At 38.6% G+C, this 25,197-nt stretch carries 26 protein-coding genes; all 26 read left to right on the forward strand.

Annotated elements, in window-relative coordinates:
• The first annotated feature begins 303 nt into the window (after positions 1-303).
• Positions 304-1,323 (forward strand): sugar-binding transcriptional regulator, encoded by a 1,020-nt coding sequence (locus tag RVY80_RS03210; RefSeq protein ID WP_295191022.1) that lies wholly within the window; start codon positions 304-306, stop codon positions 1,321-1,323.
• Positions 1,324-1,436: 113 nt separating this feature from the next.
• Positions 1,437-2,447, forward strand: coding sequence for a type I glyceraldehyde-3-phosphate dehydrogenase (gap, locus tag RVY80_RS03215; protein WP_317329669.1), 1,011 nt, complete (start codon positions 1,437-1,439; stop codon positions 2,445-2,447).
• 21 nt (positions 2,448-2,468) lie between these two features.
• The gene (locus RVY80_RS03220) at positions 2,469-3,647 is read left to right on the forward strand and encodes a phosphoglycerate kinase (RefSeq protein WP_295191016.1); all 1,179 of its coding nucleotides are present in this window, start codon (positions 2,469-2,471) and stop codon (positions 3,645-3,647) included.
• Between the two features lies 1 nt (position 3,648).
• Positions 3,649-4,407: a triose-phosphate isomerase gene (gene tpiA, locus RVY80_RS03225; RefSeq protein ID WP_295191013.1), complete on the forward strand. Its 759-nt coding sequence runs from the start codon at positions 3,649-3,651 to the stop codon at positions 4,405-4,407.
• A 19-nt stretch (positions 4,408-4,426) separates the two neighbouring features.
• Positions 4,427-5,944 (forward strand): 2,3-bisphosphoglycerate-independent phosphoglycerate mutase, encoded by a 1,518-nt coding sequence (gene gpmI / locus RVY80_RS03230; protein WP_317329670.1) that lies wholly within the window; start codon positions 4,427-4,429, stop codon positions 5,942-5,944.
• Between the two features lie 24 nt (positions 5,945-5,968).
• Positions 5,969-7,255, forward strand: coding sequence for a phosphopyruvate hydratase (eno, locus tag RVY80_RS03235; protein WP_295191009.1), 1,287 nt, complete (start codon positions 5,969-5,971; stop codon positions 7,253-7,255).
• Between the two features lie 308 nt (positions 7,256-7,563).
• Positions 7,564-8,634 carry a GspE/PulE family protein gene (locus tag RVY80_RS03240; RefSeq protein ID WP_295191006.1) on the forward strand — a complete coding sequence of 357 codons (1,071 nt, stop codon included), beginning with the start codon at positions 7,564-7,566 and terminating at the stop codon, positions 8,632-8,634.
• A 101-nt stretch (positions 8,635-8,735) separates the two neighbouring features.
• The gene (locus tag RVY80_RS03245) at positions 8,736-9,740 is read left to right on the forward strand and encodes a type IV pilus twitching motility protein PilT (RefSeq protein WP_295191003.1); all 1,005 of its coding nucleotides are present in this window, start codon (positions 8,736-8,738) and stop codon (positions 9,738-9,740) included.
• 85 nt (positions 9,741-9,825) lie between these two features.
• A complete protein-coding gene (locus tag RVY80_RS03250; protein WP_295191001.1) occupies positions 9,826-11,001 on the forward strand; it encodes a type II secretion system F family protein in 1,176 nt (391 codons plus the stop codon).
• A 132-nt stretch (positions 11,002-11,133) separates the two neighbouring features.
• Positions 11,134-11,487: a competence type IV pilus major pilin ComGC gene (locus tag RVY80_RS03255; protein WP_295191025.1), complete on the forward strand. Its 354-nt coding sequence runs from the start codon at positions 11,134-11,136 to the stop codon at positions 11,485-11,487.
• A 57-nt stretch (positions 11,488-11,544) separates the two neighbouring features.
• The gene (locus RVY80_RS03260) at positions 11,545-12,075 is read left to right on the forward strand and encodes a prepilin peptidase (protein WP_295190998.1); all 531 of its coding nucleotides are present in this window, start codon (positions 11,545-11,547) and stop codon (positions 12,073-12,075) included.
• A 5-nt stretch (positions 12,076-12,080) separates the two neighbouring features.
• On the forward strand, positions 12,081-12,560 hold the full coding sequence (locus tag RVY80_RS03265) for a pilus assembly FimT family protein (protein WP_317329672.1): 480 nt from the start codon (positions 12,081-12,083) through the stop codon (positions 12,558-12,560).
• A gap of 73 nt (positions 12,561-12,633) precedes the next feature.
• Positions 12,634-12,987: a hypothetical protein gene (locus tag RVY80_RS03270; RefSeq protein WP_295194095.1), complete on the forward strand. Its 354-nt coding sequence runs from the start codon at positions 12,634-12,636 to the stop codon at positions 12,985-12,987.
• A 31-nt stretch (positions 12,988-13,018) separates the two neighbouring features.
• Positions 13,019-13,519, forward strand: coding sequence for a hypothetical protein (locus tag RVY80_RS03275; RefSeq protein ID WP_295190989.1), 501 nt, complete (start codon positions 13,019-13,021; stop codon positions 13,517-13,519).
• Between the two features lie 31 nt (positions 13,520-13,550).
• The gene (locus RVY80_RS03280) at positions 13,551-13,958 is read left to right on the forward strand and encodes a hypothetical protein (protein WP_295190986.1); all 408 of its coding nucleotides are present in this window, start codon (positions 13,551-13,553) and stop codon (positions 13,956-13,958) included.
• A 116-nt stretch (positions 13,959-14,074) separates the two neighbouring features.
• A complete protein-coding gene (locus RVY80_RS03285; protein ID WP_295190982.1) occupies positions 14,075-14,920 on the forward strand; it encodes a hypothetical protein in 846 nt (281 codons plus the stop codon).
• 45 nt (positions 14,921-14,965) lie between these two features.
• The gene (locus RVY80_RS03290; RefSeq protein WP_317329673.1) at positions 14,966-15,514 is read left to right on the forward strand and encodes a hypothetical protein; all 549 of its coding nucleotides are present in this window, start codon (positions 14,966-14,968) and stop codon (positions 15,512-15,514) included.
• Positions 15,429-15,983: a hypothetical protein gene (locus RVY80_RS03295; RefSeq protein ID WP_295190977.1), complete on the forward strand. Its 555-nt coding sequence runs from the start codon at positions 15,429-15,431 to the stop codon at positions 15,981-15,983. The genes RVY80_RS03290 and RVY80_RS03295 overlap by 86 nt, the downstream gene beginning before the upstream one ends.
• A gap of 158 nt (positions 15,984-16,141) precedes the next feature.
• The gene (locus tag RVY80_RS03300; protein ID WP_317329674.1) at positions 16,142-16,879 is read left to right on the forward strand and encodes a shikimate kinase; all 738 of its coding nucleotides are present in this window, start codon (positions 16,142-16,144) and stop codon (positions 16,877-16,879) included.
• A complete protein-coding gene (locus tag RVY80_RS03305; protein WP_295194098.1) occupies positions 16,836-17,750 on the forward strand; it encodes an ATP-dependent 6-phosphofructokinase in 915 nt (304 codons plus the stop codon). The genes RVY80_RS03300 and RVY80_RS03305 overlap by 44 nt, the downstream gene beginning before the upstream one ends.
• An 84-nt stretch (positions 17,751-17,834) precedes the next feature.
• Positions 17,835-18,914: an efflux RND transporter periplasmic adaptor subunit gene (locus RVY80_RS03310; RefSeq protein WP_317329675.1), complete on the forward strand. Its 1,080-nt coding sequence runs from the start codon at positions 17,835-17,837 to the stop codon at positions 18,912-18,914.
• 14 nt (positions 18,915-18,928) lie between these two features.
• Positions 18,929-19,651, forward strand: coding sequence for an ABC transporter ATP-binding protein (locus RVY80_RS03315; RefSeq protein WP_317329722.1), 723 nt, complete (start codon positions 18,929-18,931; stop codon positions 19,649-19,651).
• Positions 19,644-20,855, forward strand: coding sequence for an ABC transporter permease (locus RVY80_RS03320; protein ID WP_295188206.1), 1,212 nt, complete (start codon positions 19,644-19,646; stop codon positions 20,853-20,855). Before RVY80_RS03315 ends, RVY80_RS03320 begins: the two co-directional genes overlap by 8 nt.
• A 145-nt stretch (positions 20,856-21,000) precedes the next feature.
• The gene (locus RVY80_RS03325; RefSeq protein ID WP_295188204.1) at positions 21,001-21,459 is read left to right on the forward strand and encodes a PaaI family thioesterase; all 459 of its coding nucleotides are present in this window, start codon (positions 21,001-21,003) and stop codon (positions 21,457-21,459) included.
• A 207-nt stretch (positions 21,460-21,666) separates the two neighbouring features.
• The gene (gene pheS / locus RVY80_RS03330; protein ID WP_295188202.1) at positions 21,667-22,689 is read left to right on the forward strand and encodes a phenylalanine--tRNA ligase subunit alpha; all 1,023 of its coding nucleotides are present in this window, start codon (positions 21,667-21,669) and stop codon (positions 22,687-22,689) included.
• A gap of 12 nt (positions 22,690-22,701) precedes the next feature.
• The gene (gene pheT, locus RVY80_RS03335) at positions 22,702-25,146 is read left to right on the forward strand and encodes a phenylalanine--tRNA ligase subunit beta (protein ID WP_317329676.1); all 2,445 of its coding nucleotides are present in this window, start codon (positions 22,702-22,704) and stop codon (positions 25,144-25,146) included.
• Positions 25,147-25,197 lie beyond the last annotated feature (51 nt).

The raw sequence follows: 25,197 nt of genomic DNA on the forward strand, positions 1-25,197 counted from the left end.
CATTTTATCATACGGCTTAGAATGATTGGTACTATATGGAGTATTTAGTTGATATGGAACTCGCAAGATGGAACTCGCAAGATGTATGTGTTTTAAATAAATTTTACTTGAAGATTTTTGTTATAGGGGGTAAAATACATGTGTAGAGGGATTTTTTTGATTTAGCTGGGACTTAATTTGCTTAGGTGGGACGTAAATGATGATGGTGTAATCGAATAACTAGTGTATTTAGTACTTAGATTATATTGACGTTGTGTTTCTAATAGTGAATAATGTCCGGTCTTATAGGAAATGGGGTGGATCATGAATGAATTAATAGAGATTTATAAACGTATCGCGCCAGAGCTTATGGATGTTGTGGAGGAACGATATGTTCTATTAAATCACATTTCTTATTCTCAACCTGTAGGACGTCGTATGTTGTCTGGTCTTAGCAAATTGTCGGAACGGATTGTGCGATCCCATGTGGAGTTGATGAAGGACAATGGGCTGGTTGAATTTACGCAGCAGGGGATGGTGCTTTCAGAAGAAGGAAAAGCATTATTACCAAAACTAGGTAGTGCCTTGCATGAGCTAAATAAAATCAACGAGTTAGAGGTCTTGATTCAACAGGCCTTGCAATTAGATAAGGTGGTCATTACAAGCGGTGATGGTCAAACGATGCTGAAACAATTGGGTTTTACAGCGGCCAAGGAACTGCAGGATATCATGGAAGCTCATGATATTATCGCCGTCAGTGGTGGTAGTACGATGGCTGCTATGGCCGATGCGATGCCTCAGAAAAAAATTCAACCTACCGTGATTCCCGCTCGTGGCGGAATTGGTGAACGCGTTGAATACCAAGCAAATGTAATTGCTGCAGTACTAGCAGAACAATTACAAGGTAATTATAAAATGCTTCATCTACCCGATGGATTATCGGAGGATTCGTTGAAAGTTCTGTTACAGATGGAACCACAAATCAAAGAAATCGAGGAACTATCTAATGAAACGGACATATTGATCTTTGGTATTGGTCAGGCCATGCATATGGCGAACCAACGACATTTGAGCAAAGAGTTAAAAGACTATTTGGAACAAAAACAAGCTGTCGGCGAGGCCCTAGGTCATTACTGTACGATGGATGGTGATATTGTGTATGCTAGCAATAATGTGGGCATTACACTGGAATCTATCAAGGATATCCCACATGTTATCGCAGTGGCTGGAGGCAGGGAAAAATCTATGGCCATCATCGGTATCATGAGGGCTTGTAAAAAAGGCATGCTTATCATTGATGACAAAGCCGCCGAAGGCATTGCAGAAATTTTGCAATTACGTTAATTCGTTATTGTTGATGTTTTGTAATTGTGTCAATTAGGTTTTATATGACATTTGTCATAAACATATAATGTATCATAAATTTTAGTTTAGTTTTAGTCGAGGAGGACATAACAATGGCAGTAAAAGTTGGTATTAATGGTTTTGGTCGTATTGGTAAATGTGTAGTTCGTGCAGCTATTAATAATCCGGATATCGAAGTTGTAGCTATTAATGCAACAGGTGATAACGAAGGTACTGCATTATTGTTAAAATACGATTCCGTTCATGGTACAATTCCTAACGAAGTAACAGCTGACGAAAATTATATCATCGTGGACGGCAAAAAAATTCGTGTATTCCATGACCGTGATGCTTCTAAATTACCTTGGTCTGAAGAAGGCGTTGAAATCGTTATTGAATGTACAGGTAAATACCGTGATGCAGAAGAAGCAAAAGTTCATTTGAATCAACCAACAGTTAAAAAAGTATTGATTTCTTCCCCTGGTAAAAACGAAGATTTAACAATGGTTATGGGCGTTAACCAAGACGCTTATGATCCAGCTAAACATCACATCATTTCCAATGCTAGTTGTACTACAAACTGCTTGGCACCATTTGCAAAAGTATTGCTTGATAACTTCGGTATCAAACGCGGTTTGATGACTACAATTCATTCCTATACAAATGACCAAAAAATCCTAGATGCTCGTCATAAAGACCCTCGTCGTGCTCGTGCAGCAGCGATGTCTATTATCCCTACAACAACTGGTGCTGCTAAAGCCGTTGCATTAGTATTGCCTGCATTGAAAGGTAAATTGGATGGTTTCGCATTGCGCGTTCCTACTCCAGACGTATCTGCTACTGATTTGGTGGCTGAACTTGAAAAACCAGCTACTAAAGAAGAAATCAACGAAGCATTCCGCAAAGCAGCTGCTGGCGAATTGAAAGGCATCCTTGGTGTATCTGATGTGCCATTGGTTTCTTGCGACTTTGGTAGCGATTCCCGTAGCTCCATTGTTGATGCTGATTTAACAATGGTTATGGACGGTAACATGGTAAAAGTAGTTTCCTGGTACGATAACGAATGGGGCTACTCTGAACGTTTGATCGATATGGCTATTTTTGTAGCAAGTAAAGGTTTATAATCCGTAGCGGAGGCATAGAACATGAAATTAACAATTAATGATGTGCAAGTAGCAGGTAAAAAGGTATTTGTCCGCGTTGACTTTAATGTACCTATGAAAGACGGTGTCATCACTGATGACACTCGTATCCGTGCTGCGATCCCTACGATTCAATATTTAATGGAACAAGGTGCAGTTGTTATTTTAGGATCCCATTTTGGTCGTCCAAAAGGGGATCGGAAACCAGAAATGACATTAGCCCCTTGTGCTAAACATTTAGCTGAACTTCTTGGTAAACCAGTAGCCTTTACAGATGATTGCATTGGTGAAGCTGTAGAAGCTGCTATCGCTAAACTTAAAGGTGGCGAAGTTATTTTATTGGAAAACTTGCGTTACCATATTGAAGAAGAAAAAAATGAACCAAACTTCGCTAAACAATTAGCTAGTTTGGCAGATGTTGCTATCAATGATGCTTTCGGTGTATCTCACCGCAAAGCAGCCTCCGTTGTTGGCATTGCTGACTATATCCCAATGGCGGCAGGTTTCTTACTCAAAAAAGAAATCGAAGCATTAGGTGCAGCTGTATATAATCCAGAGAAACCAGTAGCAGCTATTATTGGTGGCGCAAAAGTAAGCGATAAAATCTCTGTAATTTCTAACTTACTTCCAAAAGTAGACGTTATGATCATCGGTGGTGGTATGGCTAATGCATTTATCGCAGCCCAAGGTTGCAATGTTGGTAAATCCTTATTGGAAGAAGGCCAAAAAGATGTGGCTACCGATTTAGTAATGGAAGCTCGCGTAGCTGGTGCGCGTCTATTGACTCCAATTGATGCTGTTGTGGCTGATGCTTTCAGCAATGAAGCAAATACAAAAATCGTAGACGTGGAAAATATTGAAGATGATTGGATGATTTTGGATATCGGTCCTAAATCTCGTGAATTATTCGGAGATGCGTTAAAACCTATGAAAACTATCATTTGGAATGGTCCTATGGGCGTATTCGAAATGGATAAGTTTGCAGCTGGCACAAATGCAATTGCGAAAGCAGTGGCAGAGTCTGACGGTTTAACTATCGTTGGCGGTGGTGATTCTGTTGCCGCTATTGAAAAGAGCGGTTTAGCAGATCAAGTATCTCATATTTCTACAGGTGGCGGTGCATCTCTTGAATTCTTGGAAGGTAAAGAATTACCTGGTATTGCAGCGTTAACTGAGGCTTAATATGAGAAAACCAATTATTGCAGGAAACTGGAAAATGAATGGTACCATTACAGAGGCAACTATCTTGGTGGAGGAATTGAAATCCTTACTAGGAACAGAGGAATTGCCATGTGATGTGGTGCTATGTCCTCCATTTACTACATTAGCTACTGTTCTTGATTTAGTAGATGAAACACTAATTGGTGTAGGTGCACAGAATATGGATTACCATGAGTCTGGCGCTTTCACTGGTGAGGTGTCTCCCGCTATGATTACTGAGGTAGGCGCACAATATGTCATCCTAGGTCATTCTGAGCGCCGTGAATACTATGGTGAAACAGATGCGGCGGTGAATGCTAAAATCAAGGCGGCCTTTCAATATGATTTGACACCCATAGTCTGTGTTGGTGAAAGTCTCGAACAACGAGAAGCAAACCATACAAAGGCTTGGATCGAAGGTCAATTAGAGGGTGCTTTCAAAGATATTCCTAAAGAGGAAGCTATGGAAACGGTTATCGCCTATGAACCAATTTGGGCTATTGGTACAGGTAAAACGGCTACAGCGGACCAAGCTGAAGAGGTATGTCGTGATATCCGTAAAAAAATGGCTCATCTCTATGATGTTGAAACGGCTGAGGCTATTCGTATTCAATACGGCGGCAGTGTTAAAGGTAGTAATGCAAAAGAATTATTGAGTGAACCGAATATTGACGGGGCACTCGTTGGTGGGGCCTCATTGATAGCGGCTGATTTTAAAGCTATCATTGATGGCACGAAATAATAGATAGGAAGGATTGGACATGGCCAAACTAACAGCGCCTGTTATGCTCTGTATCCTCGATGGATTTGGAATGGGCGATATAGGTGATCAAACGAATGCGGTGGTGCAAGCGCATCCAACCAATTTCAATCATTTGTGGAATACGTATCCTCATACATCTTTAGAGGCATCAGGTCTATCGGTAGGTCTACCGAAAGGTCAGATGGGTAACTCTGAGGTAGGACATCTCAATTTAGGTTCTGGCCGTATTGTATATCAAGATTTAACACGTATCACAAAAGACGTGGAGGATGGCGAGTTCTACAAGCGTCCAGTCATTCAAAAATTATATCAACATGCGAAGCAACACCGATTACACTTAATTGCCCTCATTTCTGATGGCAATGTACACTGTTCTCTTGACCACGTGAAAGCCGTTATTTTAGGGGCTAAAACAGAGGGCATTAAAGAGGTCTATGTACATGCATTACTAGATGGTCGTGATGTGGCACCTAAATCTGCTATGGAATACATAAACGATTTAGAACATTACATGAGTACTATCGGTGTCGGTTCTATTGCTACTGTAGCAGGTCGATTCTACGCCATGGACCGCGATAATCGTTGGGAACGTGTAGAACTGGCATATCGCGCTATGGTAGAGGGTGATGGCCCTGTTGCAAATAGCGTAAAAGAAGCCATCGATTACTCCTACTTTAGAGATGTGGTGGACGAATTCATCGTACCTACCATCTTAAATCCGAAGGGTATGATTCAAGACGGTGATGCCGTAATGTTCTGTAATTTCCGACCTGACCGTGGTCGTGAGCTAACAAAGGCTCTGGTACTTGATGATTTCGATGGATTTAAACGAGATAAGCTCGATATTTATATGGCGACTATGACAAAATACGAAGATAATTTGCCAGTCGACATTGTGTACGAAAAGGACGTTTTGCCAAAAACATTAGGCGAAGTATTGAGTGCGGGTGGTTATCGTCAGCTCCGCATTGCGGAAACGGAAAAATATGCTCATGTAACATACTTCTTTAATGGTGGCAAAGAGGTTCCATTCGATGGTGAGGACCGTATTTTGGTAAATTCACCAAAGGTTACGACCTATGATCTACAACCTGAAATGAGTGCCTATGAGGTTACTGATAAGGTGGTAGAGGCCATCGAAGCTGAGAAATATGACATGATTATCTTGAACTTTGCCAACCCAGATATGGTGGGGCATACAGGTGTATTCGAGGCCGCTGTGAAAGCTATTAAGGCAGTAGACACTTGCTTGGGCAGAATTTCTGAGGCAATTCTTAAGAAACATGGTCACTTGTTGGTAACAGCGGATCATGGCAATTCAGAGGTTATGGTAAACCATGAAACTAATGAACCACATACTGCGCATACAACAAATTTAGTACCTCTCATCTTGGTGAGTGATACACATAAACAAGATACATTAATACCTGGTAAACTCTGTGATATCGCACCGACAATGCTTGCATTGGGTGGTATTGAAAAACCAGAGGAAATGACTGGACATAAATTATTTTAAGCTTTCAATATGGAGGAATGAAGAATGGCAGCAATTGAACAAGTATTTGCTAGAGAAATTTTGGATTCTCGCGGAAATCCAACAGTAGAAGTAGAAGTATGTTTGGAAGATGGTACAATTGCCACTGCAGACGTTCCATCTGGTGCCTCTACTGGTATGTACGAAGCCGTTGAATTGCGTGATGGCGACAAATCCCGTTACAATGGCAAAGGCGTATTACAAGCTGTGGATAATGTAAATGCTAAAATTGGCCCTGCTATCATCGGTTATGATGCCACAGAACAAGTAGCCATCGACCAATTGATGATGAAATTAGACGGCACAGATAATAAAGGTAACTTTGGGGCAAACGCTATTTTAGGCGTATCCATGGCCGTAGCTCGTGCAGCAGCAATGTCCCTTGATTTGCCATTGTTCCAATATTTAGGCGGTTTTAATGCGAAAGAATTGCCAGTGCCAATGATGAATATTTTGAATGGTGGTGCTCATGCAGATAATAATGTGGATTTACAAGAATTCATGATTATGCCTGTAGGTGCTAAGAGCCTTAGCGAAGCGCTTCGTAGCTGTGCAGAAGTCTATCATACATTGAAATCCGTATTGCATGACAAAGGTTTGAGCACTGCTGTAGGCGACGAAGGTGGATTCGCTCCAAACTTGGGTTCCAATGAAGAAGCGTTGGAAATTATTTGTGAAGCTATCAAACAAGCTGGTTATGAACCAGGTAGCGATTTCAAATTAGCTATCGATGCCGCATCCTCTGAATTCTATAAGGATGGTAAATACAACTTAGCTGGCGAAGGTAAAGTAAAAACTGCAGAAGAAATGGTTGAATTCTATGCTTACCTTACTGAAAAATATCCAATCGTATCCATCGAAGACGGTTTGGCTGAAGAAGATTGGGACGGTTGGAAACTATTAACTGATCGCATCGGTGATAAAGTTCAATTGGTAGGCGATGATTTGTTCGTAACAAATACAAAACGCTTGTCTAAAGGTATCGAACTTGGCGTTGGTAACTCCATTTTGGTAAAAGTAAACCAAATCGGCACATTAACAGAAGCGTTTGAAGCTATGGAAATGGCTAAACGCGCTGGTTATACTTGCGTTGTATCTCATCGTTCTGGCGAAACAGAGGATGCGTTTATCGCAGATATCGCAGTAGCTGTTAACGCTGGCCAAATCAAAACTGGTGCACCTGCTCGTAGCGAACGCGTAGCGAAATATAATCAATTACTTCGCATCGAAGAATTGTTGTACGAAACTGCTCGCTATGGTGGCGATGACGTGTTCTATAACATTAAAAAATAATATGATGTAATTGGTAAACATAGTAATAAGTGGATAGCATATATCTGATTATTATTTATGTGTACCGATTTGAGAAGCTCCCGGTGAGTCATGATTATCATGGATCATCGGGAGTTTTTTATTTTGATGAAATATGATGTGATAACTTATTTTGTTAGCATAACTGGAACCCTTTATGGAAAAATTACACGATTCGCAGAATTTTAAAAATTTATTTTTTCAAAGCAGGAGTTTTAGAAATCATGGTGAATATTACAGTGCAATAAGCAGGTATGGTGTAAATTTTAGCGCAAGTAAAGGAGGTTGTTATGTATGTGGACATAGAGTTGGATGCAATCATCGAGGTTGCTCATCAAAAAAGGGCCAGTGATATTCATTTCGATACGACTCAGCTTGGCTTGGAAGTGAGATTTCGTTGCGATGGATTATTGTCACGGTATGAGACGATTGATAGGGCGTACCAAGAACAGATGATTAATCGAATTAAGGTATTAAGTGGCATGGATATTAGCGAGAAACGGATACCGCAAGATGGTCGGTGGAAATGGAATCGTCATCAAATTCAGGAACAAAATATAGGGGATAAGAAGTTCATTCGTCAAGGTATATCTGATTATAAAGAGATTACTATGCGTGTTTCCTCTATGCCGAGTATATATGGTGAAACTATTGTGTGCCGTTTGATGGGAAACGAAGGAAGCTATAAATCTTTAGTAGAGTTAGGAATGAGTGAAGAGTTATATACACATGTACAGGAGCTATTAAAACGACCTTATGGCTTACTAACTATTAATGGCCCAACAGGAGCGGGAAAGTCAGCTACTTTATATTCCATGCTTATGATGCTACCACGTAGTACAACAAAACTTATTTGTTTAGAAGATCCTGTAGAGGCTGATATTGAGGGGGCCATTCAGGTAGGCATTAACGAGAAAATCGGATTAACATTTTCAAAAGGATTACGCGCCATTTTACGACAAGATCCTGATTCTATAATGATTGGAGAAATACGAGATAATGAAACGGCACGCTTAGCGGTACAGGCTGCTCTAACAGGCCATCGTGTATTATCTACTATACACACGAATACGTCTCTGGGTGTCATTGAACGATTGCAAGATATGGGGGTAGAACCTTATTTGATTAAAGCGACATTGATGGGGGCTATTGCACAGAGGCTTGTAAGAAAATTAGATGGTAATGGGCAGTATAGCGGGCGTACGGCACTTTTTGAATTAATGGAGGTGCCTATGCAGCAACCTAATTGGCATATGCCTGATGAGTTTATGGTAACTACTCTAGAAGTATCTGCTAAATCAGCTATTGAACAGGGGATAACGTCATTAGAGGAAGTACAACGTGTGGGATTGCTTATTTAAGGGGACTGTGTAGGATTACTGATTTGATGTTAGCCATATACATTCAATTAAAGTATAGCAATGATAAGTGTGTAATAAGCCATGTGATGAAGGAGGTACGTATGTGTACATGCTTGTTTAGCGAATTGGGCCCTGTGTTAGAGGAGGCTTATCGATTAGAGGCAACAGATATTCATTTAGAAGAGCATCAGCCTGTGTATGCTAGAGATGCTAGTGGTTTACATGAACTTTCCTATAAGGCTGACACGATTATGATTGATGAATTGTTGCAATTGTGCCATATACTCTCAAGAGAGTGTTGGTGCTCTGTAGATGAAGCTTTCAGCTATAAGGGAACACGCATTCGTGCACATTTGTACAAGTCCAACGATGCTGTGTGTGGGACGTTGCGAATATTAAGCCACAAAGAATTAGTGCTAGGGGATACAGAGGATGATTTGTTATTAAAATCCTTTTGCCAATATAGGGATGGTTTAATTCTCACTTGTGGTCCTACGGGATCAGGTAAATCTTATACGATGGCGAGTTGTTTAGAGTTTATTAATCAAACAATGGCTAAGCATATTGTAACATTAGAAGATCCTATTGAATTTCAGTTTACCAATCAAAAGGGCCTCATTCATCAACGACAATTGGGTATACATATTAATTCTATGGCGGAAGGAATTCGAGATGCATTACGTGAAGATCCTGACGTTATTATGGTGGGAGAGTTACGTGATAAAGAAACGTTAGAAGCGGCTCTGCATGCTGCTGAAACAGGTCATCTTGTATTTGCAACGATGCATACACAACGTTCAGTCCTGGCTATTAATCGGATTATTTCTATGTTTAGTGCAGAACAACAAGATGAGATACGCAGTCAATTATCTCAAGTTTTGCGTGTCGTATTATGTCAACGATTGTTTCGCTTAGAGCATAAATTCTTAGTACCTAAAGATATCCTTATTAATACGAGAGCTGTTGCAAATCTCATTCGATCAAAGAAGGAAGCACAAATTATATCAATCCAAGAAACGCAGCCACCTATGCAAACTCTAGAAATGGCAGTTAATAAACTTGCTCTAAGGTATGGTCAGGTAGATTTGTTCAAGGAACTTTTATGATAGTTTTTACGTAATGTTTTGGCTAGGAGTAGTTTTGGTTGCTGTCATACTAGCTAATGATAGTTACTAGAATGAGGTAGTGGATATGGAGGCTTATGCATATGTTGCCCAAACGATAGAGGGGCAAGAAAAGAAAGGACAGATTTGGGCATCTTCTGTTGATGAAGTGGCAATTCGATTACGTCATGAAAAACTATATATTGTTTCTATTACAGCAGTAAAGAAACATAGACCAAAGAAGTGGAAACATAAGGATATTATTGAATTCTCCTATCAAATGGGGCTACTCATTGAATCGGGAATACCTCTACGTAGAATTATGGAGCTCGTATCAAAAAGACAGAGCCCTAGAATACCGTATCAATCCATTTGTGCTGATGTACAACAGGGTAAGAGTTTATCCCAATCTTTAACAAATTGTGGATTTCCACAAATTGGGATTGCATTGTTACGTGCAGGTGAGGTGGCAGGAACGTTAGGTGTAAGCTTTCAACTCATAAAATCTTACTATGAAAAAGAACAACAACATCATCAAAAGATAATGAGTGCTATCAGCTATCCAATATTTTTGTTGTCATTAATGGTCGTATTTTTTTTCGTTGCAGTACTATTTATACTCCCTTCCTTTAAGAAAGTATTCATAACGATGAAGATTGAATTACCGTTGATGACAAGAATATTATTTTCTCTAGGAGATTTGATTACCAACCATAGTTATGCCTGTGTCGCTATATGTATTGTACTTGTAGCTACAATGGTAATTGGATATCGATTACCTACAGTAAAACATCGTATTCATAAAAGACTATGGAGCCAGTCGAAGCAATGGTTGTGGCTCAGTTGTATGTACTACACCGGTATATTACGTGTATGGGCATTGTTATTAGAGAGTGGGATATCCTTATTGGAAGCTCTTACGTTAACGGAGCCATTATGGCAAAATTTATATGGTCGTGAACGAGCTCAACAAATTAGTATAGCTTTACGTCAAGGACAGACATTCCATACATCCTTACAGGATTGTGATGTAGGCAATGAATTTATTTGGGATATGGTTAGTATTGGCGAGGAGAGCGGGGAATTAGTATCTATGCTCTCTCATTGTAGCCATTATTATGAGGCTATGTTGGCACGATATATTTCTAATCTAGAACGTTTATTAGAGCCTATTCTGCTTAGTGTAATGGGAATTGGTGTAGGAATTTTGGTGGTATCTGTGATGTATCCCATGTTTACATCAATCTCAGCAATTTCAAAATAATGTGTGTTAAGAAGATATTCTTTAGTAAAAGAAAGTTGAGTGTTCAATATGTTAAACATTAATACTATGAATAGCTATGTGAAACAAGGTGTAGATTCTGTGATTCATTATATCCGTGCATGGGAATCGCGTATGGTACAAGGACAGCATAAAAGTAAACAGGGGTTTACACTCGTTGAATTGATGGTTGTAGTGGCCGTTATTGCAATATTAGCAGGCATTGCAATGCCACAATTTATGTCAGCTGCGGATAAAGCTAAATCTGCTAAAGAAGTGGCAGATATGCAAATCATCAAAAATGCTACCCAACTGTACATGATTGATCGCAATGTAGATACACCACCAACAGTAGAAAATCTCTATAAAGAAGGCTATTTAACAGAAAATGTCAAAACACCTAAAGGAGGTAACTATACGATTAGTTATGAAGCAGTAGATGGAAATACTAGTAAATCTGTTGTTGTTAAAAGTTCGGATGGACAATAATAGTCTAACACATAGGAACACAATGTGATTTTTGCAGTTTAAGAGAAGGTCAGTGATATGTTTAAACAAAGAAACTGGATCAAAAGATATCAACAGATATGGTATTTGTTAGGGGTGTTAGGATATGTTCTATGGCTTTGTGACCGATACGGGGACGGTATAATCGTCATTCAGCTTCTTATATTCACAATCGTACTAGTATGGGGGGCTACCATCGATAAGCGATATTATATTTTACCCGATGAAGGCGCTATACTCTTAGGTCTTGTAGGCTTGCTATATTCTTATGGTCAGGGACGATGGCTTGCTATTACAGGTTTAATGTCTTTGGTGATAATGCTTTTGTGTTACCTCTTACGAATTCTCAGTCGAGGTGGATTTGGTTGGGGTGATATCAAGTGGTTTGGAGCATTGGCACTATGGCAAACTGTAGAAGGCGTATGGCTTATGTTCGGCCTTTCCTTTATTATTGGCACACTCTATCTCATATATCAATATGCATGTAGCACCAAATCAATTATCCTATCCCAAAGGGTGCCTTTTGGTCCATTTCTTTGTTTGAGTGCGTATATTACTGTATTGTGGTGAGCGCTATGAATAAATTTCATAGTACGTGGATATCTGGTTTTGTATTGGTGGAATGGATGATGGCTTTGGCTATCATAAGTATATTGTGCACTATTGTGATTACTGGAGTAGCAGAATCGAGTCAGAACCGCAAAGAATTGGATACGACAACGGAGCAATTAGTAGCTGAAATTAAACAGGTGCAGATGATGAATATGTTAGGTTATCGATCAGAAGGATTAAACCGTCCATTTATGATGATTCATAAAGATCATTCATTTTGGCTTGAACGAGCTAGTACTGTACCTGGCTCTGAATATATATTTCCTCCATATATTGAAAATTCTGGCTTAGCTACAGAGGTGACGTTTCATAGTTCGGGTCTTCCTGCTAGTGAAAGTCATATTAAACTGAGAGATACAAGAATTAAAAAGGTGAATCATATTTGGATTTCTAAGACAACTGGTCGAATACGTTGGGAGCATGGTACTGATGCAGAGCACTAGGATACATAAGGTTGGATGCCAACATAATGATGGATTTCTATATGAAGATACACTGGTAGGTGTAACGTTGTTTATGATTATGATTCCATATATTTTTATGATTTATAACTACTGTACAACTGGAATTCGTGAAGCATATATCAATGATAAAGTATTGCAACAGGTTTCAAATCAATTAGAAGTAGGAAAAGCAGAATATTTTTATTCAAAGAGCATTGGAAATTTAAATATTGGAAACAGTAGATTTGATACTGGTGAAATAGCATCGGATATGCAGGTTCTTGATGGGATTACTTATAAATCTAATGTGAAATCGGTGGAGGTAAATCATATAGGAATGTTGCAGTATACAGTGCAAGCAATGAAAGATGGAGTGGTTGTTTATGAAGCTTCTACCTATTTATTACCAAAAACTAGTAAACACTAAATCGATAGATGGTTTTATATTGGTCCAATTGATGATTACTGGTGTAATAATTAGTATTGTGACTTTGTGCATATTACAATATTTGTCTTATTTATATTTGTGGAATCATAAAATTAGAGAAGACATAGCCGTTATGGAGGATGGTAGATATACACGCATACATATAGCTGGACGAGTGAAGCATAATTCTAGAAATATTGTAATTCAACAATTTGGTCAACGGTTAGTATCGCAGGGCCCTATGCTTTGGCAGTGGGTGGTTTCACGAGACGCATTATATAGAGAGCTATCAGATGGAGATATTCAACCTTTGAGCGGTAGTCGCATTACAAATGTATTAGATAAAAGAATCGTTGAATATAAGAAACACCCCTTTTCTATGGATGATCATAATGTAGTATATATGAACTGGGTTGTTAATAATCGAATTCATAAGGGAAAAACATTCTTTATTCCAGGTCAAGGTGGTAAAAGTCAATATGTGGTTGATGCTGCTGTATTTCCGGACTATATATGGTATAGGGTAGATTGAAATAATAACCATATAGAAATGAGGAATTTTTATGTCTAATAATCGACAAGAAGGGATGATTTCTTATGTAGTACTTATTACTATGATGTTATTTTTAGTGACCGGGAGTACATTACTGGTACTGACACAGTCACAAGTAGAGATGACTCAAAAAGAATTAGATTTAGTACAAGCTAAGTATGGGGCTGAAAGAGGGGCAATGTGGTTTGTTATGTATATCCATGAGGGAGGTCAAATTCAAAAGGGACAAGAAATTCCTTTGATTGAAACAGAGTCTGAAAAAATTTATATTAAACGCCCTTTATATGAGGCGAATGAATCACATATTATTGTTCATTCTATTAATAAAGCACGTCATTGTTCGGCTCGTTCTAAAGTAGTATTTCATTTGGATAAAGAGCGTCAACAGCTAGTTATAGACTCTATATTCCCCTATTAGTAGATATTATAAAATTCATTGAAGATTACAGTGCACTAACTAATAGCTGAAGTAAGAGTAAGAGTAAAAGTAAGGGTGTTTAATAAATTGTATGGATAGATATTAGAGAGGTTGTTATGAGTGGAAGAACGTTTACAGGTATTTGCATAGATACAGATTGTATTATAGGTGTTACAGGTCATATTGAAGAAGGGGTTTTGCTCATTACGGATGCATACTCTATGGATAGAACCACTGATCGCGGTCATGACTTGCATCGATTTATAAAACAAAACTCTCTAGACGGCGAGCGTTTTGGTATTGTAGCACAGATGGATACGCAAAAGTGCATGGTTGGTGTGGCTAAAGAGGTAGACTTTGAAGAGTTTTTGCGTTGGAATTTAGAGGATATAACAGGATGGGACACTAAAATCTATACCTATGATTATTGTTTGCGTATTGATGATATGGGACAAAAATATTTGTATGTAGCAGCACTTAAAACCGAAGATCTAGATGATGTAAATATAGGTATTTTATTATCTCATATACGTGTAAAAATTATTGATTATTGGCCAAGTCCATTAATATACTTGTACACTCATCGCAATGGATTTATTTTAGGGGAAGTACAAGGTGACTCTGTTCATTTATACGCGTGGTGGAAAGGGGTTTGTATAATGGAGAGTCAAGTTGATGCTAATGGGCCTGCAATTGTTGCAAGTATCAATGAGTTGGAAAGTCATTTACAAACTTACGGTATAGAAGAGGTACAGGGGGTAAAAATATATGGAATAGAAGAGTTAGCTGAGGAAACTCAATATGATATCCATGCTATTGAGGAGGAATATGGTTTAATGGAGACTGCAGATGTGCAAATAGTAGATCGTGCTAAGGAAAATTTTCAAAGTGGAGATATACATTGGGATATGGCGCTAGGTCTAGTCATTAGAGGCTTAGATTATGTATTACCAAGTCGATAGATAATATATTTACCATTTGTTTGATTGATATAAATGGGGGCCGATATGAAAGCTGATACGATGATTAATTTACTAAAACGCCCCATTCAAATGCGATTATGGTTTCATAGGTATAGGTATTGGGTTTTAGTTGGGATTACTTGTATATCAGTATTTGCTATTTCAATTCTAGGAGGATTTTTATATGATTACTGGACATACAATACATTAGTTACGAATATGGCTAATATTCAAGCAAACACAGAATATATTCAGTTACAACATGAGCTCCAAAAGCTAAAGTTAATAGAACGGGAGATACTGAAGCCTATGTATGGGCAGAATCGTCATTTGATAATGGTATTATTAGATAGTGCTAATCAGTTGAATCATCCACAGCAACAGATAAGCTTTACAAAAATCATAGCAAATGAAAAGTCTTTTTCTATTGATGGACAAGTGTTGAATATACAAGTGTATGATACATTTAAACAAAAGCTGATGGGATATTTAAGGGGTTATGATATACATGGAAAACAAGATGCTCCAAAGAACTCTGAGATGGTGGGCTTTCATTTGGAAGGACATCGTCGAGATAATTCCCGTACCGATTAAAACGGTGTATTTAGCTATTGGTTGTTGGTGCTTCATTGTTGCCATTGGTTTGGTAGGAATGGTTTATTTCCATCAACAGTATTCGGCACTATATCAAGAGTGGCTAGTCGTAAAAGGTGATTACGAAGAGAAAAGAATTCTTGTAAATTCTAAGGAAGCAAAGACTATTAAGTATTTTAAGAGTCAACAGGAGTCAGCACACAGTATGACTTCTCATGTTATGATGATAATAAAGAAATATCCTATAGTAGTTGTAGGGACAAGAGATTTACCCATGGATAATCGTACTGAACATATCACTACTCATCAGTTTCATAGTGCTATGGAAATTGAATTGATAGGGGAACTAATGGATATTCTTCAATGTATTGATGAATTGAACGCACAAATAATATACGGAGTGGTGTCTATTCAATCTATGGAAATTAAGGGGAAATCCTTATATGTAACAGTGCGAGTTTATGGATAAATGTATACATATAAACATAGAGAGTGTATATTAAGATAGATTTTCTGTAAGAGCAAGACCACAGAAATATCTTGAGATACACTCTCTTTTTATTTTCAAGACTATTAATATGTAGTAAAATAAAAGATAAATGTATATGAAGGGTAAGAAAAAGAGTCATGATTATCAAAAGAAACATTATTTTGATCGGTTCTATGGGCAGCGGTAAAAGTCATTTTGGTCGGAATTTGGCTGAAATGAAGAATTGGCAATTTGTAGATACTGATCGGGTATTAGAAGGACGATTTGGGTTGCCCATTGCTGAAATATTTAAAAAAATCGGGGAAAAAGCTTTTAAAAAAGCGGAACTAGATGTACTAAAAAAAGTATCTATGTACCATGAAGCTGTTATCTCTGTAGGGGGAAATTTCCCTATTGAATTAAAAACATTACGAGCATTACGAAAATATTCTTATATTATAGGTATTAGAGCGGCACAATTTAGAATTGTGAGTCGTGTTAATCGTAAGATTGGGAAACGACCTACTATGGATTATGATGATGTATCTGGGTACGTACATAGCATGATGCAATTATGGAAACCAGTATATAAAAAGTGCGATTATGTACTAGATACTACAAATGGTCGTACTGAAGATCTGATGCAAGTCATTGAAGATGTTTTCTATAATGAAGAGGTTTTGTTTAAGACTCGTAAACTGGATAGTAAGCCGAAGAAGTCAAAATCATTAGATATAAAAGCAAAGTCAATCCAATCAAATTTAATTCCATCGAAATCAATTCAACAACATAAAGAAGGTGAAGGATATGAAAAATCTAGCCGTTTTAACAAGCGGAGGAGACGCACCTGGCATGAATGCAGCCATAAGAGCAATCACAAGAAAGGCAATTCATGAGGGATTTAATGTCTTTGGTATTGAACGGGGCTATGAAGGTATTTTAAATGAAGAGATTAAACCTTTATTACGACGTGATGTAGGAGGGATTATTACCACTGGGGGGACCTACCTTAAAACTGCGCGTTTTCCAGAATTTAAGAATCCACAAGTACAACAAGAAGCCTATAGAATTTTAAGACAATATGATATTGATCATCTCGTGGTTATTGGCGGGGATGGATCTATGGCAGGAGCTCAAGCGTTGACTAATTTGGGGATGTCTACGATAACAATTCCATGTACCATTGATAATGATATGGGGGGCACACAATATACGATTGGTTTTGACACTGCTGTAAATACAGTGGTTCAATGTGTTGGAAAAATTAGAGATACGTCTAGTGCTCATGAGCGTGTAGCTATTGTAGAGGTCATGGGACGTCATGCGGGTCATATTGCATTACAATCAGGACTTGCTTGTGGTGCTGAGATTGTTTTGTTACCTGAGCACCCATTGCCTTTGACAGAAGTATGTGAGCGTTTAAATGAAACACATCGTAATGGCAAAACGTATAGTGTTATTATTGTAGCCGAAGGTGCTTATAATAGTTACGAAGTGAGTGACTTTATAAAAGCAAATACATATTTAGATCCTAGTGTTACTGTATTAGGTTACTTACAGCGTGGTGGTGCTCCTAGCGCTATGGATGCTATTATGGCTGCTCGCATGAGTGAATTGGCTATTGATGCGTTATTAGATGGTCGAGATAATCGGATTATTGGCTATGTAGATGGTGCATTGCGAGCGTTACCATATAAAGAGGCTAAAGAAATCACGTATCCAATTCAAGAAGAGCAGTACGAATTAGTATCTATACTTAGTAGTTAATTTACCAGTTCATGTTACTTTCACCAGGGAAACGTAAACTATAGATAAAATTTAGGGGTTTATACAAAAAGGAGTTATAGAACATTGGATTTTAATAAATATCGTTCAAAAATAGTGGCAGCTGCACTTGCCATATGTGTTATTGGTGGAGGCACGTATTATTACATGCACACGAATACAACACAAACAAAAACCCAATATACAACTGGTAAAGTAGAAAAAGGTACTGTTAAAACCTTGATTAGTGCTACGGGTACGATTAACCCAGTAAACTATGTTGATATTTCCACAAATGTAGCGGGTAAATTGGAATCTGTGTTGGTGAAAGAAAATGACCAAGTTACGGAAGGTCAAGTCATTGCTTACCTTGATATGCGTTCCATGCAAGCTACCGTAGACCGTGCAAAATCAGCAATGGATAATGCTGAAAAAGATATGAATCGTTATGCTACATTAGCTGCGCAAGATGCAATTGCTCGTCAAACTTATGACACAGCAGTATCTACATATGAACAAGCAAAAGCAACATATGATAGCGCAGTAGCGAATTTATCTGATGCAACGATTACAGCGCCAATGACGGGTACTATTATTGGTACACCGTTGAAAGCTGGTCAAACTATTAGTACTGGTATTTCCACACAAATGGTTATTGCCACAATCGCTGATTTATCAAATTTAGAAATTTATTTAACTGTTGATGAAACTGATATCGGTAATATTCGCTCTGGTTCTAAAGTGGATTTTACAGTTGACTCTCAACCAGGTAAAACATTTACTGGTTACGTATCTCAAATTGCTAAAGGTACAAAAGGTGAAATGGGTACTACTAGCTCTAGCGTAGTGTACTATACTGTAAAAGTTCAAATTCCATCGGATATTGCAGATAACTTCCTTCCTACAATGACTGCGCGTGCAACCATTTATGGGGATGAACAAAAGGATATTTTGGTTGTACCAATGACAGCTGTTCGTACTGATAAACAAGGGGAATACGTGTATGTTATTAAAAATGGTCAACCAACAAGAACATCTGTTTCTACTGGTTTAACTGGGGATACAAATATTCAAATTCTCAATGGTGTTTCCGAAGGCGATGAAATCGTTGTGAGTGGTGATGTGACTAGCACTAGTAAATCTAGTAGTCGTATGGGGCCATTCTAATGGGTAATACATCTATGAAAGAAGCGGTAATTGACATTAAAGGTGTAACAAAAACCTATGTAAATGGTAAATTACAAGTGCCTGTATTACACGGTATTGATTTACAAATTTTTGAAGGTGAGTTCACATCTATCATGGGGCCATCTGGTTCTGGTAAATCAACCTTCATGAATATTTTAGGTTGCTTAGATAGACCTACAGATGGATTTTACAGATTAAGTGGAGAAGAAGTAGCCAATTTAGATGATGATCAACTAGCCTTTGTGCGTAACAAGAAAATTGGATTCGTTTTTCAAAGTTTCAACTTGCTTTCTAAATTGACGGCTCAAGAGAATGTGGCATTGCCCATGGTATATGGTGGAGTAGACAAGGTGACTCGTATGGAACGAGCCGCTAAATTATTAACTGATTTAGGCCTTGGAGATCGCATTGATCATTTACCCGCGGAGTTGTCTGGCGGCCAACGTCAACGTGTGGCTATTGCTCGTGCATTGGCAAATGACCCATCTATTATTATGGCCGATGAGCCGACGGGGAACTTAGACTCTAAATCAACATTAGAGGTTATGAATATTTTCTTGAATTTGTACAAAGAAGGTCGTACTATCATCCTTGTTACACATGAACCAGAAATTGCTACTTATGCGAGTCGTAATGTAGTATTAAAGGATGGTTTGATTTTGGAAGATAAACCAAATTTGAATATGGCAAAAATAGAGGGGGCACAACATGTATAAAGAGAGTTTCTTAATGGCATGGGCATCCCTCATCGCTAACAAAATGAGGTCAATTTTGACCATGCTTGGCATTATTATCGGTGTAGCTGCGGTTATTGCCCTCGTATCTATTGGTAATGGCGTAAAGCAGCAAGTATCTGATTCTATTTCGAGCTTGGGTTCAAACTTACTTATGGTTATGCCTGGGGCTCCGAGAACGCCAGGGGTTCGACCTACAGCATCATCACAAAGATCTTTGAAGGAAGGCGATTATAAAGCAATTGCTAAATTAGATGGTGTAGCAGCAGCGAGTCCATTTACTAGTAATAGTTATGTGGCCATTTATCAAAGCAACAACTGGACAACTACGGTAAGTGGTGTTAGCCCTAGCCTGCAAACTATCAATAATTTGACTATGAAAGATGGTCGTTTTATTACAGAGAAAAATGTGCAAAATCGAGAACGGGTAGCCGTTGTTGGTAGTACAATTGTAAAAAATTTATTTGGTAATGAAGATCCTGTAGGTAAAGATATTCGTGTTAAGAATATTCCGTTCAAGATTATCGGTGTTCTTGAAAGTAAAGGTAATAGCTCTATGGGCGAGGACCAAGATGATGTAGTATATATTCCATATACAACAGCCATGGAACGTGTGCAAGGTGTTGATTATCTCCGTATGGTCTATGTATCTGCTAATGATGATAATGGTATCAATAGACTGCAAGCAGACATAGAAAACTTACTTCGTGTTCGTCATAATATTAAGGATAGTAATCTTGATGATTTCAATATTAGGAATATGCAATCCATTATGGAAACCATGCAACAAACAACAAGTACTTTAACATTGTTCCTCGGTGCCGTAGCAGCTATCTCTCTAGTAGTTGGTGGTATTGGTATTATGAATATTATGCTCGTATCCGTAACAGAACGTACCCGTGAAATTGGTATTCGGAAGGCCCTTGGTGCTACATATAATGTCATTGTTACTCAGTTCCTTATTGAAGCAGTTGTAATCAGCTTGATGGGGGGCATTATAGGAATTATATTTGGTATCGGCGCCTCGCAGCTGATTAGTAAATTCTCAGGCATGAGCACGGTACTATCAATTCCGACAATCTTCTTGTCTTTTGGGTTCTCCATTGCCATCGGTTTGGTCTTTGGTGTATATCCAGCCCGCAAAGCAGCTCGTTTGAATCCAATCGATGCATTGCATTACGAATAATTTAGAATATTGTTTTTTGTGTAGAGATGATGTATAAAATATCTATAGATTACAATACACAGGCTCTTCTATATGGATTTTATTCATATAGAAGAGCTTTTTTGATATAATTAAAGCATATCAAATTTATATGGGGAGGATGTACATGATGAAAACTATGGTTGAGCATTTTCAAAATATATTAGACAACACTCCATTTTTCTGGATGAAAGATGATAAAGTTATACGTGTAAAATCGGGGTATGCAGAAAATACATTACAAACTAATACCACAGAATATTGTAATATTCGAGGCGATGTACATGGTGCAGTATGTACTGGCTTAGCAGATGGTGTTATGGGAATTGCCTGTTTTACTTTAGGGAAAAATGTTAGCACCATCGATATTAACGGGAACTACGTACGTGCTGTCAAAGGTGGAGAAAAATTACGTGGTGTAGGTATTGTTGAACATAATGGCACTCGAACAATGGTGGCTACAAGTCGTATTTACAATGAAAAAGGAGAGCTTGTTCACGTCGGACGGGGTACATTTTATGTATTGCATAATATGGAGCTTCCAGATTTGCCATGGTCGATAATTCCAGAGGACACGATTGAGTAATCGTATTGGATTTCATAGGTTGTAATGTGATCATTCCATTACTGAGCTTGGGATAATCTCAGCAAGAGTAATTTAGAGAAAATTGCCTTATTATGGCTAGCTTTCTTTGACTTTTACTAGTAAAATCCTGTATAATTACTATGTTAGTACCGCGAATGATGACCTTCGCCCTTTGTGGGTGGAGGTCTGTTTTTTAGGAGGCTTTGTATGAAAGAAGAATTACAGCGCATAAAAGATCTTGCGCTAGCAGCAATTCATGAAGCACAAGATAATCAAGCATTACAAGATGTGCGCGTTAAGTATTTAGGCAAAAAAGGTGAAGTAACAGCTTTGTTAAAAGGTTTGGGTAAACTTTCACCAGAAGAACGTCCTAAAATGGGTGCCCTTGTGAATGAAGTTCGTGTAGCCCTAGAAGAAGCATTAGATGCTGTTAAGGCTGACATGGACCGTAAAGAAATGGAAGAACGTTTGAGTTCTGAAAAAATCGATATCACATTGCCAGGCCGAGTAACTCGTCAAGGTCATATTCATCCGCTCACAGCTGTGAATGAAATGATTGAAGATTTCTTTATGAAAATGGGCTATACCGTTGAAGAAGGTCCAGAAGTAGAACAGGACCATTTCAATTTTGAATGCCTAAATTTACCAAAAGATCATCCAGCTCGTGATATGCAAGATTCCTTCTATATTACAGAAAATTTCTTGTTGCGTACTCATACATCTCCTGTACAAGCGCGTACGATGCAACGTCATGAACCTAATAGCCCAATCCGTATGATTGCACCAGGCAAAGTATACCGTTGGGACTATGATGCCACACATTCCCCTGTGTTTCATCAAGTAGAAGGTTTAATTATCGATAAAAATATTACCTTTGCTGATTTGAAAGGTACCTTAGAGGCATTCTTGCGCCACATGTTTGGTGAAGATACTCAAGTTCGTTTCCGTACAAGTTTCTTCCCATTCACAGAACCATCTGCAGAAGTAGATATTTCTTGCGTTATGTGCGGTGGCGAAGGCTGTCGTGTATGTTCTCATACAGGTTGGCTCGAAATTCTTGGTTGTGGCATGGTGCATCCAAATGTATTGCGCATTAATGGCTATGATCCAGACCAAGTACAAGGCTTTGCCTTCGGTATGGGTGTAGAACGTATTGCTATGCTATTATATGGAATCGGTGACTTGCGTCTATTCTTTGAAGATGACGTTCGTTTCTTGAATCAGTTTTAGGAGGTTACGAGGATGAAAGCAAGCTTAACATGGATGAATGAATATGTGCCTGTTGATCAAACTCGTCCTGCTCAAGAATTAGCAGATGCGTTGACACAAGCAGGGATTCCCGTAGAAGAAGTTCAATCTATGGACCCAGGTCTTAAAAAGATTTACACTGGTAAAATTGTAGAAATTACAAAACATCCAGATGCAGATAAATTACAGGTTTGCCAAGTAGAATGTTTAACAGAAGACGGCGAACCTATTACAAAACAAATCGTTACAGCGGCTACTAATGTGGCAGTAGGCCAAGTGGTGCCAGTAGCATATCATAAATCTCGTTTAGCAGATGGCACAGAAATCAAAAAAGGTAAACTTCGTGGTGAAGTGTCTGACGGTATGTTCTGTTCCGTTGCTGAATTCGGTTTATCCACTGATTTAGTATTACCAGAAGAAGCACAAGGCATCTATATTTTCCCAGAAGGTACGCCGATTGGACAAGATATTAAAGATGTATTGATGCTCAATGATACAGTATATGAATTTGAACTCACTGCAAATCGTGCAGACTGCTTCTCCATGATTGGTCTTAGCCGTGAATTTGGTGTGATGACAAATCAAAAAGCCTTGTTCCCAGTTATTATGGTGAACGAAAATGGTGAATCTATTGAAGGCAAAGTAGATATCGAAATCGAAGCACCAGAGCTTTGTACACGTTTCATGGGTCGTCTAGTAACAGATGTAACGGTGGCACCATCTCCATTGTGGATGCAAAATCGTTTGCGTAATTCTGGTATTCGTCCTATCAACAATGTAGTAGACGTAACAAATTACGTAATGCTTGAATTTGGTCAACCAATGCATGCTTATGATTATGATTTCCTTAAAGGTCATAAACTAGTAGCTCGCATGGCTAAACCAGAAGAGAAAATCCAAACTCTTGATGGTACTAATCGTGATTTAACAGAATCTATGCTCATCATCAGTGATGCTGAACGAGCTGTTGGCGTAGCAGGTGTTATGGGTGGCTATGATAGTGAAGTAACAGCTAAGACAACATCTGTTGTATTTGAAGCTGCTGTATTCAATGGCCCATCCATTCGTCGTACGTCCAAAGCATTGGGTATGCGCTCTGAAGCATCTGGTCGTTTTGAACGTGGTGTAAACCATAAATATACGGCTTATGCCATCGATCGTGCAGCTCAATTATTGCAACAAATCTGCCCAACATGTAAAGTGGCACAAGGTATTGTAGATGTATATCCAAATCCAGTAGAACAACGTACGGTAGCTTTCAATATCGATCAAGTGAATGCATATCTTGGTACTAGTATCTCTGGCGATGAAATGGTACAAATCCTTACAGACTTACAATTCGAAGTGATTCGCAATGGTCAAGATGCAGAGGCGCTCGTACCTACATGGCGCGATGATGTGACAGTAATGCCAGATATCGCAGAGGAAGTAGCGCGTATTCATGGTTACGATAATATTAAACCAACAATTCCAGTCGCAGTTCTTGCATCTGGTGCAATGACAGCTAAAAAAGCGTTGACTAAACAAGTAACGCATTACCTTGCTGAGGTTGGCTTATCTCAAATTATCACATTCAGTTTCATGCACAAAGATGGTTTGTCCAATATGATGCTCCCTGAAGGCGATACTCGCTATACAGCGATTCCAATTTTGAATCCAATTTCCGAAGAATTCCCATACATGCGTACTACATTGATTCCAGCCGTTATTGAAGCTGCGAAACGCAATATTGCGCAACAAAACAAGGACCTTTGGTTGTTCGAAACTGCTAATGTATACGAACCAAAATCCTTGCCATTAACAGAAGTACCTCATGAACGCCCTATGGCTTGTGGTATTTTGATGGGGAAAACTACTGATCCAGCGTGGAATGCACCACAACGTGATACTGATTTCTACGATGTAAAAGGTATCGTTGATGGTTTGCTAACAGCTGTGGGAATCAAGGGTTACACAATTGCTCCAAGTGGTGAAAGCTATTACCACCCAGGTGTGAGTGCACAGTACTTCATTAATGGCGTAACTATCGCTAACTTTGGTGAATTACATCCACAAGCGGTGAAAAACTTTGATTTGCCAGGCAAAACATTTATGTTTGAAATTGATTTGGAAGCCGTATTGGAATTAGCGAATACTCACTTTAGATATGCTCCATTCAGTAAATTCCCTGGTACAAGTCGTGACCTTGCCATCGTTGCACCAACAGCTGTAACAAGTAGTGATATCATGACAATTATCAAAGACAATGGCGGTGAATTCTTAGAATCCGTTCATATCTTTGACGTATATGAAGGTGAACATATTGAAGCTGGTTTCCGTAGCTTAGCATACAACTTGCAATTCCGTTCCATGGAAGGTACGTTGAATGATGAAGATATTGAAGAAAGCATTCAAACTATTATCACAAAATTAGGCGAAATTAATTGTAAACTTCGCTAATGACAAGATCTATAAAGGGTTCTACCTTCGGGTAGGCCCTTTTATGGCTAT

Origin of the sequence: Veillonella absiana, assembly GCF_032970865.1 — a bacterium.
In the GTDB taxonomy this organism is placed as follows: domain Bacteria; phylum Bacillota; class Negativicutes; order Veillonellales; family Veillonellaceae; genus Veillonella; species Veillonella absiana.